The organism is Clostridium aromativorans (assembly GCF_020908015.1).
GTDB classification, from domain to species: domain Bacteria; phylum Bacillota; class Clostridia; order Clostridiales; family Clostridiaceae; genus Clostridium_B; species Clostridium_B aromativorans.
In genome coordinates, this window is record NZ_JAJJPB010000021.1 from 20579 (window position 1) to 35676 (window position 15098).

Here is a 15098-nt window from a genome sequence, read left to right on the forward strand (position 1 = left end):
TTACAATTTAATTATTATAAATAAAAAAGAAAAGAGGTTAAGTATATGGAATTAAAGCATGTTATTCCGAACATGGAAAAGACATTTGGGAATCTGGAGTATGCAGGAGAAGGAAAAGTTGAACAACGCAGAATGAACGGTCGTATGTCGATTCTTTCCCGTAGTTACAATCTGTATTCTGATATCCAAAGAGCCGATGATATTGTAGTGATATTACCATCGGAAGCTGGTGAAAAGCATTTTGAAGTTGAAGAAAAAGTAAAACTTATCAATCCTCGTATTACTGCTGAGGGATATAAAATTGGCGACCGTGGTTTTACAAATTATATTCTGCATGCAGATGATATGGTGAAAGCATAAAGAAAGAGAGGTATAAAAAATGAGATTAGCTGAAGGAATTGTAATTGACAAGGAAAAGACATTTGGAGTGTTGAAATTTTCTGCACTTCGCCGTGAGGTGCATATCAATAATGAAGATGGTACGGTCAGTGATGAAATAAAAGAGCGTACCTATGACCTTAAATCCCGTGGACAGGGTTGTATGATACAGGTAAGTATTCCAGCTTCTGTCCCTTTAAAAGAGTTTGACTACAACGCCGAAGTGGAACTTGTAAATCCAGTAGCAGATACAGTGGCCACTGCCACTTTCAGAGGTGCAGACGTGGACTGGTATATCAAGGCCGATGATATTGTACTGAAAAATAAACAGGTAATCTCCCATGTTAAAAACCAACAGCCGCAGTCTCAAAATAAAGGAAAATAGAACATCTATATTTTCCGGAAAGGATGATCTATGAAGCATTTTATCTATAAAGGAAGACGAATTAGAGCAAGTGATAAAAATTTGGTCTTCTGGTTTGCTGCTACCTCGCTTACTTTGATTTTTCTGCTGGTGCTACTAGCCTTTCATGGGAAACGGCTCATGACAATGGACTGGCAAAAGGTTAGTCTCACACATGATGGCAGTTTTCAATTTTCTATTACGCCCTATCTGATATTTAGTATAGCTGTTGCCACAGCAGTAAGTCTGGTCGTGGCTTGTCTATATTACCATTTTCGGCATGACCATGTGGAACAGCTGATTCATTGCCAAAGGCTGGCACGAATGATACTGGAAAATAAATGGTATGAATCTGAGCAGATACAAAATGATGGACTTTTTAAGGACCTTCCATCTGGCAAGTCGAGGGAGAAGATCAGTCATTTTCCGAGGATGTATTATTTACTGAAAAATGGCTTGATTCATATATATGTGGAAATAACTCTTGGAAAGTATCAAGATCAGCTTCTGCACCTGGAAAAGAAACTGGAAAGTGGCTTGTACTGTGAACTGGTGGACAAAGAGTTAAAGGATTCTTATGTTGAATATACCCTGCTCTATGACATGATTGCAAACCGTATTACTATTGATGAGGTAAAGGCGGAACACGGCAGGCTAAGGCTCATGAAAAATATCTGGTGGGAGTATGACAAACTCCCTCACATGCTGATAGCCGGAGGCACAGGTGGAGGGAAGACGTACTTTATCTTCTCCATAATTGAAGCATTATTGCATACGAATGCCGTCCTTTATGTTCTTGATCCCAAAAACGCTGACCTTGCCGACCTTTCTTCTGTTATGCCAAATGTATATTACAAACAGCAGGATATGATTGACTGTTTGGATCAGTTTTATGATGATATGATGAAACAAAATGAAGAAATGAAGTTGATGGAGAACTACAAAACAGGTGAAAACTATGCTTATTTAGGACTGCCAGCTCATTTCCTTATCTTTGACGAGTACACTTCATTTATGGAAATGATAGGTAAAAAAAGTACGCAGGTTATGAGCAAGCTCAAACAAATTGTCATGCTGGGGCGCCAAAGCGGCTTCTTCTTGATCTTAGCTTGTCAGAGACCAGATGCAAAATATTTAGGAGATGGAATTAGAGATAACTTTAACTTTCGTGTAGCACTTGGCCGTACGTCAGAGATGGGATACGGCATGATGTTCGGTGAGGTGGAAAAAGATTTTTTCCTAAAGCAAATAAAAGGACGTGGCTATGTTGATACAGGTACAAGTGTGATAAGTGAGTTTTATACTCCACTTGTACCAAAAGGACATGATTTTATAAAAGCGATAGGAAAACTAGAGAAAAGCAGGCAGGACGGACAGGCGGCGTGCGAAGCGAAAGCCGCAGGGACGGACTGACCTGCTTTTGGTGTGGCTTATGCCACACCAGCGATTAGCCCCCGTATCTAACAGGGGGGCACAAATACAATAAAAAACAGTTTTAAAATCCTGTAGATACCTTATTATATAAAGGTTTCCGGGATTTTTTAAGGATGTCAACTACAGTCCTTTCAGTTGACATCCTTTTTTGATTGGAGGGATGTAGTTGAGTGAAAACAGTTTATGGTTGCAGGAACTAAAGGAAAAGAGAACTTCCTATGGCATCTCACAAAATCGTCTTGCAGTTGCAGCTGGAATCACAAGACAGTATCTAAGTGACATTGAAAACGGCAGAGCTTCACCGTCAGAAGACATCAAAGAGACAATTTTAAAGTCACTGGAACGCTTCAACCCGGACTCACCTCTTGAGATGTTGTTTGACTATGTAAGGATACGTTTCCCTACTGTAAATGTAAAACATGTTATTGAAGATGTCTTGCTTCTTAAGATGAAGTACATGCTTCATGAGGATTATGGATTTTATTCTTACACCGAGCATTATGCTTTGGGAGATATTTTCGTAATGGTATCACCTGATGAAAAGAAAGGTGTGCTTCTGGAGCTTAAAGGACGGGGCTGCAGGCAATTTGAGGGATTTCTTCTGGCACAGCACAGAAGCTGGTACGACTTTTTCATGTGTGCAATAAGTGACGGCGGCGTATTCAAGAGGCTTGACTTAGCTATAAATGACAAAGCAGGTATACTTGATATCCCAAAGCTAACTGAAAAATGCCGAAATGAAGAATGTATTTCAGTGTTTCGCAGTTTTAAGAGTTACCGAAGTGGTGAGCTTATACATCGTGAGGAAAAAGAGGCCATGGGAAATACACTCTATATTGGTTCTTTAAAAAGTGAAATTTACTTTTGTATTTATGTGCGCCCATAAGGGCTTGGTTTAAGAATGTGTATTAACAACACACTAGGGTGTAAATACCTTTAATACCTTATCAACATTCGACTTATCTGAAAGGGAAACTGGACAGGGAGTGTAGCATGTCGAAAAAGTCATAAGTTAAACAGTTATCAGTTTACGACTGAATGGCGAGTTGAAAAATAAGAATAAGGATGAAAGCTAAACTGCCTGAATGACAGTCTGACTAGGATATAGAACCTCTTAACGGAACGATAACTATTTACGTTAAGTGAATTTGGGTAATGTACACATCGTAGATACGTATATTACTGGTATTTCCAGATTCAAGTCTTTCCATAGAGATAGATAAACAGACGAACGTCACATCCGATATCTTATGAAGTTAGTCTACCAAGTACTAAATGGGGATTGCCTAAGTTAGAATGCTAGAAACAGCTATGTGCAATGCTTTTAATTGTGATAAATTTCAAGGGGAAACTCAAGAAAGATGGCACTGAATATCTAATATGGTAACGGAGATTTCGTAGTAGTCGGAGCTAGGGAAAGCCTAGTACAGGGCGAAGGGAATCAACTTATTAAGTTTAATGAATTTTAGGAAGGAGCGTGATGCTCAATGAGAAATCCAGAAGTGATATTAGACAATCTAGTCAAGCAATCAACAAAAGCTGAATATCAATTTCAAAGATTATATAGAAATTTATTCAACGAACAGTTCTATATTATGGCATATGGAAGAATTGCTCATAAAACAGGTAATTTAACAAAAGGTGTTGATAATGAAACCATTGACGGCTTTAGTATGAAACAAATCCATCAGTTGATTGATTTAATGAAAACTGAACAATATCAACCAACACCTGTTAGACGAGTATATATTCCGAAAAAGAATGGTAAGAAAAGACCATTGGGAATACCAAGTTTCAAAGATAAATTAGTTCAAGAAGTTATCCGAATGATTTTAGAAGCAATTTATGAAAGTCAGTTTTCTAAATATTCACATGGGTTTAGACCAAACAAGAGTTGTCATACAGCTCTATCACAAATACAAACAAACTTTATTGGTACCAAATGGTTTATTGAGGGAGATATCTGCTCTTTCTTTGGTGCGCCGGGCTAAGCCGGGCAATTTCAGTTGGTGAAATTCCAACTCAGGAAAGAGGTACAGCCGCCTCACCTGAAATCGAGTCTTGGGTCTGTGAAGGTAACGACACAGACTAAGCGTAGATAGAGCGAATCTAGGCCATAACGTAAGTGAAGCGATTGAGCCTCGTTAGTACGTCCGGAGGCCGACAAGGTCGAATACTTGGAAGGCTATAGTAGTTTCCTGATAAAGGCGAGGGAAATGGAGACTCCGGCGGGGTCTGAGAGCATGGCATTTGTTACAGGATTGGCTGTTGGAGCAGGGACCACAGAGACTCCGGCGGGGTCTGAGAGCATGGCATGGATGAAAAGGAATTGTCAAGGAACCCGGGAGACCCGTCACGGTCTTTGCAAATGCAGAGTACGCAAGCCGAAAGGACCATCCACAAGCAAGCGGAAGCTGTGACGGGAGTCGGACTTGTTGGTAGTACTTGGAGCGTGGGAAAGCCACGTACATGGGGAAGCGACAGGACAAAATGAATTCTCGTCAAGGAAACATAAACTACACAAACAGAGGTAGATGAATATGTCAACAAAATTGGAAGAGATAGCGATTAAAGCTCGCAAAGACAAGAAAGCAGTATTTACGTCTTTAGCCCACATTATAACTCCTGAATTTCTAAAAGAAACATGGAAGATGATGAATAGGAAAGGGACAAGTGGCGTAGACGGAGAAACAACTAAAGAGTTTGAATATAATATTGATGAAAGAGTAAAAGATATATGGAAGAGAATGAAAGAAAAGAAATACAAAGCGCCGCCGGTAAGGCGTGTAGATATACCAAAAGGTAATGGTAAAACACGCCCTTTAGGCATTCCTACTGTAGAAGATAGGCTTGTACAACGTGCGGTAGCAAGAATTCTTGAATCCATATATGAACAAGAATTTATGGATTTCTCATATGGATTTAGACCAAGGAGAAATCCTCATCAAGCACTCAAAACACTAAGAGAATGCATAGTAAAGAAGAAAGTAAGATTTATATATGAGGCCGATATTAGGGGATACTTTAATAATATAAACCATCAATGGTTGATGAAAATGATAAAGCTGAGAATAGCCGACCCTGTAATAATTAGTATGATAGGGAAATGGTTAAGAGCAGGAGTAATGATTAATGGGGTAGTTACAATAAATACAAAAGGAACGCCTCAAGGTGGACCAATCAGCCCATTACTTGCAAATATTTATCTTCACTATGTTTTAGATTTATGGTTTGCGAAGAAATATAAAACATATGCACAAGGCGAAGCATACCTGATAAGGTTTGCTGATGACTATGTGGCTTGCTTTCAATATAAAAGAGATGCAGAAAAGTTTGAGAAGTATTCAAAATACCGAATGAACAAGTTTAGTTTAGAACTTGCAGAGGAAAAGACGAGACTTCTTTCTTTTGGGAGATATGCAAGAGAAAGAAAAGCTAAATATGATGAAAAGCCAGAAACATTTGATTTCTTAGGATTTAAACATATAAGTGGGGTTGGTACAAATGGACAGTTTGCATTAATCCGAAAACCTACAGTAAAGAGTTGTAGAAAGTTTTTGGACAAAACTCATAAATGGCTTAAAGGACATAGTCACTGGAAAAGAAGAGACCAGCAGAAGCAATTGATAAGTATGTTGAAAGGTTTCTATCAGTACTTTTCCTTGTATCACTGTAGAAATAAGCTTGTATATATTCGGCAGGAAGTTGTTAATCAATGGATTAGGTCACTTAGAAGAAGGAGTCAAAGGCATAGAATGTATTGGTCTTATCTAAGTACTAAGGAATGGTTTAAATTACCCTATCCAGAATTAATACATGCAAATGTCTAACGATGATAATTGTGAATTGTTTTGGGGAGCCCGGTGCGGAAAAACTGCACGCCGGGTTCTGATTGGGGCTGGGAGTACAAGGGTAAAACCAAGGCTTCCTTCTACCAACCACAATGAAGAAACACCAGAGTAAAATTTTACTCTGGTGAAATTTTAAAATCACAGTTTTTTGTCATCTATTAAATTGAACGTTATCTGGAGCTGCTTATAAATATGATAAAGTCGGAAGGCAGTATTGCTTTTAATCCAGTTAAAATAAATATGAAAATATTTTTCAAAAAGTTGGAAACTCAGGGGAAGGCTCTTGCAGCTAGGAGGGATCTTCAATTTGAGAACAGCAAAGGGGAAAATGTACCGGAATTTTTTCGTGGAGATGAAAATTTACTGTACAGGGCCCTTTTAAATGTTATATCAAATGCAGTTGAATATTCTCCAGAAGGTGGAAAGATTAATTTCAAACTGGAGAGAAAGGATCACAGGATAAGTTTCTCAGTTGAAGATAGTGGCAAGGGATTTTCAAGGGAGCAATTGCAGCTGGCCGGGGAACAATTTTACAGGGGTGACAGCGGCAGAACCTCAAGAACTCATTATGGCATGGGGCTTTTTATTGCAAAGTCCTTTATGAAACTTCATGGGGGCTGTATGAAGCTGTTGAATTCTGAAATTACAGGGGGAGCTCTTGTAATACTTGAAATACCATTCTAGTTAAAGCCTCCTCTTTTAGTTTAATATTTACCACCGTATATTTCGGATGATTATAGAAAAGCCATCCTTGATAATATATACATAATCGGAATATTCGCAGCAAGATTTGTTCATAATGTAAAAGGTATATACTATAAATTATATAGAAATTGGAGAGTGTATATGAATATTTATCTTGCTGCTTTTATCTTTATTTTTGGAGCTGCCATTGGAAGTTTCCTAAATGTGTGTATTTACAGGATACCAAGGGGCGAGTCCGTTGTATATCCTCCTTCACACTGCACAAACTGCAGTGCTAAAATAAAGTGGTTTGATCTGATGCCCATTATAAGTTACATTGTACTAGGAGGAAAATGCAGACACTGTGGTGTAAAAATATCTGTAAGATATCCTGTAATAGAATCTGCTGCAGCACTTCTATATCTGATGCTCTATGCGAAACTGGGAATAGGTCTTGAGTTTGTAAAATATGCTATATTTATAAGTGTTTTAATTGTAGTGGGAATGATAGATTTTGACACTACTGATGTTTATTTTAAGACAACGGCAGCAGGTATTATCTTTGCTCTGATATTTATTGCATTGTATTGGTATATGGGTTTTGAAATAAAGAATTTTATTCTTGGAGGAATTTTAGGTGGAATATTTTTTATAAGTATTATAATTGCAACAAGAGGAGGAATGGGATGGGGTGACATGGAAATCTGTCTTTTCTGTGGACTGTTTCTGGGGTTTAAATTCACTCTGGTGATGATGCTTTTAGCTTTTGTACTAGGCTCAGCTGCAGGAGTGATTCTGATTTTATCAGGTAAGAAATCCAGAAAAGACTATATACCTTTTGGACCATTTATTTTAATGGCCTCAATTATAACTATTTTTTGGGGTGTTGATATACTGAATTTTTATATATTTTAAAGAATATTGATAATTGTCTAAATAATAGTATAGTATAATATAATTAATGATTTGACTTGTCTAGGGATCTGTTTAAATATCGAAGTTCAGAGTTCAGATATTAAAAAGGAGGGAGTCCAATATGAAATATTATGTTGTGGATGCTTTTGCTGATGAAGTGTTCAAGGGAAATCCTGCAGGTGTATGTGTTTTAGATGAGCCTATAGGTGATAATGTAATGCAGAAGATTGCTGCTGAAAACAATTTGTCAGAAACAGCTTTTGTAATTAAAAACGGTGATAATTATGATTTAAGGTGGTTCACTCCAAAATCGGAAATAGATTTATGTGGACATGCTACTCTGGGAACTTCTTACGTTATTTCTAATTACGTTGATGTTGGAATTGAAAATATGGGATTTAATACTGCCAGCGGGGTGCTTAAAGTTAAACGAAATGGTGATTTGTATGAGATGGATCTCCCTTTGAGAGAACCAAAGAAGATAAAGTTATCGCATGAGATAATTTCAGAAACTATTGGTATCAAACCGGTTGAAACATATTTATCGAGAGACTTGTTTATAGTATTAGAAACAGAAGAGCAGGTTAAAAAATTAACCCCAAATTTTTCTAAGATGGTAAAACTGGATAAGGGGTTAGGAGTTATTGTTACAGCTAAAGGTACAGATGTGGATTTTGTGTCACGTTGTTTTTATCCAAAACTCGGTGTAAATGAAGACCCTGTAACGGGGTCAGCACACAGCAATTTGGTACCATTTTGGTCACGGATATTGAATAAAAGGGTAATGGTAGCTAAGCAGTTATCAGAACGTGGGGGAATATTGTACTGCAAGATGGCTGGAGATAGAGTTAAAATAAGTGGAAGAGCTGTACCTTATATGATAGGAGATATTAATATTATTCAGAATTGACAAAAAATTTTTATATAGTATAATTTAATTAAATAAAAGTTAACATAGGTCACTTATATAAGCTCATAATGAGGTTGAGCGTTTCTACCAGCTACCGTAAATAGTTGATTATAAGTATATTTAGAGATAGGTATATTATAATTATTTTTCGGTAGCTGGTTTTTTTATACCTTTCTCTAAATGAGAAAGGAGAATATTAATGAGAAATAGAGTGAAAAAACAAAGTGCAGCAATGGGAAATGAAAAATCGGATATTGTATTAAAAGGAGGCAATATAGTAAATGTATTTACAGAAGAAATAATTAAAGGCGATGTGGCCATTGTAGAAGATACGGTCGTTGGAATTGGCAAATATAGTGGAGAAAAAGAAATAGATTGTACTGGTGAGTACATTGTACCGGGTTTTATAGATGCCCATATGCATATGGAATCAACCATGGTCATGCCCCTTGAACTGGCAAAAGTGATTCTCAAATGGGGAACTACCACGTTGATTGCTGATCCCCATGAGCTGGTTAATGTAAGAGGTGAGAAGGCGTTGGATTTTTTGTTGGATGCCACGGAGCATATACCTCTTAATATATATATAATGATACCTTCATCGGTACCAGCTACTCAATTCGATACCAATGGAGCAGGTAAATTTCTTGCAAAAGATATGAAAAAATACAGAAATCACCCTAGAGTTCTTGGACTTGGGGAAGTTATGTGTTTTCATGATGCAATAGAGGGTAAAAAGGAGATAATGGATAAAATTATTCTGTTTGAGGATAAGATTATAGATGGACATGCCCCTGAAATAAAGGGGAAAGAAATCCAGTCCTATCGTATGGCAGGCATTGACGATGATCATGAATGTATTACTTTTGAGGAAGCACTTGAAAAGATGAGGTCGGGTTTTCACATTTTAATAAGAGAGGGAAGTGGAGCTAAAAATTTGGAAACCATTGTAAAGGGAATTCTTCATGAGAAACTTCCTTTTGAACAATGCATGTTTTGTACTGATGACAAACAGTTAGACGATATTGAGAAGGAAGGTCACATAAGTTATAATATAAAGAAGGCTATTGAGCTTGGGGTACCACCTATTAAAGCAATTAAAATGGCTACCTATTACCCAGCTGAGTTTTACGGACTTAAAAATCATGGAGCCGTTGCCGCAGGGTATATGGCAGATATCGTGGTTTTGAAGGATTTAAATCAGGTAAAAGTGGATTTTGTTTTAAAATCTGGACATATTATAGACGATAATTATCTATCTCTGTTTAAATATGAAATTAAAGAAAAAGAAATGTTAAATACAGTTATTTTTAAGTCTATTGATGAAGAAAGATTGCTGCTGAAAAGGAAACAGAAAAATCACGTAATAGAAATTGTAAAAAGACAACTGACAACAGAACATCTTTTTGAAAAAATTCCAGGAAAGGGAGATATTTTTGTACCAAATGGGGACTATAATAAACTCTGTGTAATAGAAAGGCATGGAAAGACAGATCATGTATCAGTAGCTCCATTAAAAGGATTTGGAATAGAAAGAGGTGCAATTGCAACTACGGTGTCTCATGATTCCCATAACATTATAGTTGCCGGCGATAATGACGGAGATATAGTTGCTGCAGTTAATTGTTTAAAAAAACTACAGGGCGGATACGTCATTGCCTCAAATGGAAAGATAATTGAAAGTTTGCCTCTTCCAATTGGGGGATTGATGAGTAATCTGCCAAGTGGTGTAGTTCAGAGGAAAGTAAAGACTATGATTGATACTGCCAGGAAAATGGGAGTTCATGATGGAATAGATCCTTTTATTACTTTGTCATTTATGGCACTTCCTGTCATTCCTAAAATCCGACTTACGGATAAGGGCTTATTTGATGTGGAGAAAATTGAAATGATAACAGAAAATTAAGAAGTGCAATTATGCAATTAAATATATTTGGGAGGATAACTATGAGATCTGATAATTTATATAATCCATATAAAACGTCCAGGGCTGTATCCTATGGGAAGAATGGGATGGTAGCTACTTCACAGAATTTTGCAGCAGAGGCTGGGTTTGAGATTCTAAAAAATGGAGGGAATGCTGTAGATGCTGCTGTGGCTGCAGCAGCAGCCTTAACTGTATGCGAACCCACTTCCAATGGAATTGGAGGAGATGCTTTTGCGATAGTTTATTATAAGGGAAAACTCTATGGCTTAAATTCCAGTGGACCCTCACCAGAAAAAATATCTGTGGATATGTTGAGAAGTAAGGGGTATAAACAAATGCCGAGGTTCGGATGGGCACCTGTAAATGTTCCAGGTATTCCTGCTGCATGGTCGGCGCTTTGGAAAAGATTTGGGAAGCTTCCTTTTGAAAAACTTTTAGCACCTGCTGTGGAATATGCAGAAGAAGGTTATCCTGTTACGCCTACTGTAGGGCACCTTTGGGAAAAATCCTACAGAGAATTCAAACATTATTTGAAAGGTGACGAATTTAAATACTGGTTTGAAACTTTCTCACCTAAGGAAAGAGCACCTAGGATAGGAGAAATTGTAACTTTAAGGGATCACGGGAAAACTTTAAAAACTATAGCTGAGACCTTAGGAGAAGCTTTTTACAGGGGAGAACTGGCGGAAAAAATAGATAAATTCTCCAAAGATACTGGTGGATACATAAGAAGAGAGGATCTTGAAAAATTTCAACCGGAGTGGATGGATCCAATAAGTGTAAATTATAGGGGCTATGATGTATATGAAATGCCTCCAAATGGACAGGGAATAACAGCTTTAATGGCACTTAATATACTGAAGGGGTTTGAATTTGGTGAAAAAGACTCAGTGGATACCTGTCACAAGCAGATTGAAGCTATAAAATTGGCTTTTGAAGATTCTTTAAAATATGTTACTGATGCAAAAAAAATGAAAGTCAATATAGGAGACTTATTATCTGAATCTTATGCAGAAGAGAGAAGAAAGCAAATAACAGAAACTGCTTTCATGCCCAAGGTGTATAAAAATATAAACGGTGGAACTGTTTATCTTGCCACTGCAGATGGCGAGGGAAACATGGTATCTTATATACAGAGCAATTATATGGGTTTTGGCTCTGGCTTGGTTGTACCTGGAACGGGAATTGCCCTTCACAATAGGGGAAATAGCTTTTCACTTGATCCAAATCATGTAAATTTCCTGGAACCTGAAAAGAAACCCTACCATACTATAATTCCAGGATTTTTGATGAAAGGTAATAGGCCCATAGGTCCCTTCGGAGTTATGGGAGCATTTATGCAGCCGCAGGGGCATATTCAAGTACTGATGAATTTTATTGACTTTGGGTTGAATCCTCAGGCGGCATTGGATGCACCCAGATGGTTCTGGACCTCAGGTAAAAATGTAAGCCTTGAAAAGCAGTTTTCTTCAAATTTGGCAGAGAATTTGTATGAAAGAGGCCATGATGTAGATTATGAAATTGATACAAGTGTATTTGGCAGGGGACAGATAATATGGAAAAATGAAAATGGAGTTCTATTCGGTGGTACAGATTGGAGAAGTGATGGTACTGTATATTCCTGGTAGGTAATTTTATCCGACCGCTACCATTGCTAAAACTATCAACTCCTTAAAGTTGTAGATAAGTGCCGGCAACCATCGGATAAAGGTTCAGGTGGATACCTGTAAATATTTTTTAGGAATGCTGCCTGCTGAATTCTTCCTTAATTGCATTGAGTTTGTTTTTATCAGTAAGCAGAGTGAGGCCTGTCAGTGCTAGAGCTTTGGCTCCAATTATAAGAGCATTATCTCCTTGTTTTGATATAGCGGCTTCACGGAATTCTGGAGTATGGCCTACTAATTTGTCATCTCCTATTTTTATATGGGGATGTATAGTTGGAACCACATGGCTCACGTTACCTGCGTCTGTAGAACCAAGCCCTTCTGGAATTTTATTTTTTATATGAACTCCCAGTGATTCTAGATTTTCTGCAAACACATCATCAAATTTGTCGTTTATGAGAAAATTATCTATCTTATTCTGGAAAAAACTTATGTTAACCTTAGTTCCTGTGCTCAAAGATGCTCCTCTGGCAATATTTTTAACTTTTTCTGTAACCTGATCGCAGGTATTTCTTTCAGAGGCACGTATGAAAAATTTTGCTCTGGCATAATCCGGAACTATGTTTGGGGCATATCCGCCATCGGTTATTATACCGTGTATTCTCACATCACTGGTTACATGTTGTCTTAGGGCATTTATTCCATTAAATAATTGGATTACTCCATCAAGGGCGTTTATTCCTTTTTCAGGACAAGCTGCTGCATGAGCGGCTTTTCCTATAAATTCAAATTGAATTGGGTCATTGGCCAGAGATTTAACCGTTCTATAGTTCTCATTTCCAGGATGAATCATCATACAGGCGTCTACATCCTTAAATAAATTATGTTTTACAAAGCTCGCTTTTGCACTGCCATTTTCTCCTCCTTCTTCAGCAGGAGTACCAAATACAACAATTTCCCCGCCAGTTTCATCTATAAGCTTTGACAGGGAAATAGCTGCAGCTGTACTTGCCGTGCCTATGATGTTGTGGCCGCAGGCATGTCCTAAATTGGGAAGAGCATCATATTCTGCCAAAAATCCGATAACTGTACTGGAATTTTTATTTGATTTTTTCCTGGCTATAAAAGAAGTAGGATGGCCTGCTGCTGCTTTTTCTATAGAAAATCCTTCCTTTTTCAAGGTATCTATAAGTAATTTGGAAGAAAAAAATTCCTCATTTCCTATCTCAGGATGACTGTGTATTTGGTGGCTTATATTTATATAAGCATTTTTGCTATTTTCGATTCCATTTATTATGTCCTGTTGAAAATCCTTGATATATTTTATGTTCATAATAAAAACCTCCTCTTTTTTGCATAAAAAAAATCTTCTTTGAAACAAAGAAGAGATATTTAAATTCTCTTCTTATCTTTCAAGCCTATAAAAATAAACTTGCTGGAATTGGCACAGTATCTTTTAAAAAGATCTGCTGCCGAGGTTTCAAAGGGCCATTCCCTCCACCTCTCTGGATAAGAATTTTGCATATTAAACTGACTACTAAATATAATAGAGCTTTTAAGTAATTTTGTCAACAAAAATGATTATTAGAAATTACATATTGACATAATAAAAATAAGTTGTATAATTTAGCTTATAAAGTAATTTGAAAAAATTGAATATATCCTTATCAAGAGAAACTGAGGGACTGGCCCTTTGAAGTTTCAGCAACCACATTTGTGTGATGGTGCTAAATCCAGCAGAACGTTGTTCTGAAAGATGAGGAAAGGTATAAAAACCCTTCCGCGGGTTTTTTTTAATGCCGTGTATCCCCTTCTTTTAGGAAGGGGATTTTTTATGAATAAAATTACTGTAAAATTGCAATAGATGATTTTAGAGGAGGGAAAAGTATGATATGGCTAAAAAATATCAACAAGACTTATACAGGTAAAACTAATACAGTGGAAGCCTTAAAAAATGTCAATCTTCACATTAAAGCTGGTGAGATCTTTGGAATCATAGGGTACAGTGGAGCGGGAAAAAGCACTTTAATTCGCTGTATAAATTTATTGGAAAAGCCGACTTCCGGAGAAGTAATCGTAAATGGAAAGAATCTAACTCGTTTATCTCCAAGAGAATTGAGAAAGAGCAGAGAAAAAATTGGAATGATATTTCAAAATTTTAATCTCATGAAAAATAGAACGGTATTTGAGAATGTGGCCTATCCTTTAAAGAGAAAGGGCTTTAGCAAAAATGAGATAGAGAAAAAAGTACTGGATCTTTTAAGACTGGTGGAACTAAATGACAAAATAAAAGTGTATCCTTCACAGCTGAGCGGCGGGCAAAAACAGAGAGTTGGAATTGCCAGGGCACTGGCCAATGATCCTGAAGTGCTTTTATGTGACGAGGCCACATCGGCTCTGGATCCACAGACAACTCAGTCAATTTTAAAACTTTTAAAAGGTATTAATGAAAATTTGAAATTGACTATAGTAGTAATAACTCATCAAATGGAGGTAGTAAAGGAAATATGTCAGAGAGTGGCAGTAATAGATTCTGGTGAAATAGTTGAACAGGGGAATATAATAGATATATTTACAAATCCAAAAGCTCCTATAACCAAAAAATTTATATCTTCACTATTTCATTATGAGAAAATATATGATTTTCTTGAAAAGGGAAGTTCGATGGGTGAACTTAAACAGGTAACTGAAGGAGAAAGTATTGTTAAAATATCCTTTACAGGGCAAAAAACAGGTCAGGCATTTATCTCGAAAATTTCTCGAAAATTTAAAATAGATGCCAGTATACTATTTGGGAATGTAGAAATTATTCAAAATGTACCTATAGGAAATTTGATAGTGAAGTTAAATGGAACGGATGAGAGTATAGATAATTCAATAGCATACCTTGAAGAAAATAGCATACATGTGGAATACGTAGGTATTAAAAATGATAGTGATAAATTAAAAGTTGGAAGTAATTGAATCTAAAATATGAATTTTTAAATTTTTG

The 15098-nt window shown here is 36.8% G+C and carries 11 protein-coding genes, 2 pseudogenes and 3 riboswitches; of the genes and pseudogenes, 12 read left to right on the forward strand and 1 reads right to left on the reverse strand.

The annotated features are described in order from the left end of the window. Positions 1 to 45: 45 nt before the first annotated feature. From LN736_RS14000 to LN736_RS14050, 11 genes and pseudogenes are all read left to right on the forward strand, one after another. Complete coding sequence (locus tag LN736_RS14000) at positions 46 to 360, forward strand: YdcP family protein (RefSeq protein WP_229981770.1); 315 nt, start codon at positions 46 to 48, stop codon at positions 358 to 360. 19 nt (positions 361 to 379) lie between these two features. After that, a complete protein-coding gene (locus LN736_RS14005; RefSeq protein ID WP_229981771.1) occupies positions 380 to 763 on the forward strand; it encodes a YdcP family protein in 384 nt (127 codons plus the stop codon). A 30-nt stretch (positions 764 to 793) separates the two neighbouring features. After that, positions 794 to 2194: an FtsK/SpoIIIE domain-containing protein gene (locus LN736_RS14010; RefSeq protein ID WP_229981772.1), complete on the forward strand. Its 1401-nt coding sequence runs from the start codon at positions 794 to 796 to the stop codon at positions 2192 to 2194. A gap of 187 nt (positions 2195 to 2381) precedes the next feature. Further along, positions 2382 to 3089 (forward strand): annotated as a pseudogene (locus LN736_RS14015) (replication initiation factor domain-containing protein); the annotation flags it as partial. Positions 3090 to 3702: 613 nt separating this feature from the next. Then, positions 3703 to 4191 (forward strand): annotated as a pseudogene (locus tag LN736_RS14020) (reverse transcriptase domain-containing protein); the annotation flags it as partial. Positions 4192 to 4755: 564 nt separating this feature from the next. Then, positions 4756 to 6045, forward strand: a complete 1290-nt coding sequence (ltrA, locus tag LN736_RS14025; protein WP_229981773.1) for a group II intron reverse transcriptase/maturase — start codon at positions 4756 to 4758, stop codon at positions 6043 to 6045. A gap of 213 nt (positions 6046 to 6258) precedes the next feature. Beyond that, complete coding sequence (locus LN736_RS14030) at positions 6259 to 6750, forward strand: ATP-binding protein (RefSeq protein WP_229981774.1); 492 nt, start codon at positions 6259 to 6261, stop codon at positions 6748 to 6750. Positions 6751 to 6912: 162 nt separating this feature from the next. Then, positions 6913 to 7665, forward strand: coding sequence for a prepilin peptidase (locus tag LN736_RS14035; protein ID WP_229981775.1), 753 nt, complete (start codon positions 6913 to 6915; stop codon positions 7663 to 7665). A gap of 121 nt (positions 7666 to 7786) precedes the next feature. Continuing rightward, on the forward strand, positions 7787 to 8575 hold the full coding sequence (locus tag LN736_RS14040; RefSeq protein ID WP_229981776.1) for a PhzF family phenazine biosynthesis protein: 789 nt from the start codon (positions 7787 to 7789) through the stop codon (positions 8573 to 8575). Positions 8576 to 8608: 33 nt separating this feature from the next. Then, positions 8609 to 8706: riboswitch (purine riboswitch) on the forward strand. A gap of 68 nt (positions 8707 to 8774) precedes the next feature. Beyond that, complete coding sequence (gene ade / locus LN736_RS14045) at positions 8775 to 10481, forward strand: adenine deaminase (RefSeq protein WP_229981777.1); 1707 nt, start codon at positions 8775 to 8777, stop codon at positions 10479 to 10481. A gap of 41 nt (positions 10482 to 10522) precedes the next feature. Beyond that, positions 10523 to 12130: a gamma-glutamyltransferase family protein gene (locus LN736_RS14050; protein ID WP_150355498.1), complete on the forward strand. Its 1608-nt coding sequence runs from the start codon at positions 10523 to 10525 to the stop codon at positions 12128 to 12130. Between the two features lie 109 nt (positions 12131 to 12239). Here the strand turns inward: LN736_RS14050 and LN736_RS14055 are convergent, their stop codons facing one another. After that, positions 12240 to 13439, reverse strand: coding sequence for a M20 family metallopeptidase (locus LN736_RS14055; RefSeq protein WP_150355499.1), 1200 nt, complete (start codon positions 13437 to 13439; stop codon positions 12240 to 12242). Between the two features lie 69 nt (positions 13440 to 13508). Further along, positions 13509 to 13622, reverse strand: a riboswitch (SAM riboswitch). A gap of 145 nt (positions 13623 to 13767) precedes the next feature. Continuing rightward, positions 13768 to 13869: riboswitch (SAM riboswitch) on the forward strand. A gap of 124 nt (positions 13870 to 13993) precedes the next feature. Between LN736_RS14055 and LN736_RS14060 the strand changes: the two genes are divergently transcribed. After that, positions 13994 to 15070: a methionine ABC transporter ATP-binding protein gene (locus tag LN736_RS14060; protein ID WP_229981778.1), complete on the forward strand. Its 1077-nt coding sequence runs from the start codon at positions 13994 to 13996 to the stop codon at positions 15068 to 15070. The last annotated feature ends 28 nt before the right edge of the window (positions 15071 to 15098 follow it).

Coding starts and splice junctions, on each gene's coding strand:
- LN736_RS14000 (WP_229981770.1), top strand. CDS start 46: ATGGAATTAAAGCATGTTATTCCGAACATGGAAAAGACATTTGGGAAT.
- LN736_RS14005 (WP_229981771.1), top strand. CDS start 380: ATGAGATTAGCTGAAGGAATTGTAATTGACAAGGAAAAGACATTTGGA.
- LN736_RS14010 (WP_229981772.1), top strand. CDS start 794: ATGAAGCATTTTATCTATAAAGGAAGACGAATTAGAGCAAGTGATAAA.
- ltrA (WP_229981773.1), top strand. CDS start 4,756: ATGTCAACAAAATTGGAAGAGATAGCGATTAAAGCTCGCAAAGACAAG.
- LN736_RS14030 (WP_229981774.1), top strand. CDS start 6,259: ATGATAAAGTCGGAAGGCAGTATTGCTTTTAATCCAGTTAAAATAAAT.
- LN736_RS14035 (WP_229981775.1), top strand. CDS start 6,913: ATGAATATTTATCTTGCTGCTTTTATCTTTATTTTTGGAGCTGCCATT.
- LN736_RS14040 (WP_229981776.1), top strand. CDS start 7,787: ATGAAATATTATGTTGTGGATGCTTTTGCTGATGAAGTGTTCAAGGGA.
- ade (WP_229981777.1), top strand. CDS start 8,775: ATGAGAAATAGAGTGAAAAAACAAAGTGCAGCAATGGGAAATGAAAAA.
- LN736_RS14050 (WP_150355498.1), top strand. CDS start 10,523: ATGAGATCTGATAATTTATATAATCCATATAAAACGTCCAGGGCTGTA.
- LN736_RS14055 (WP_150355499.1), bottom strand. CDS start 13,439: ATGAACATAAAATATATCAAGGATTTTCAACAGGACATAATAAATGGA.
- LN736_RS14060 (WP_229981778.1), top strand. CDS start 13,994: ATGATATGGCTAAAAAATATCAACAAGACTTATACAGGTAAAACTAAT.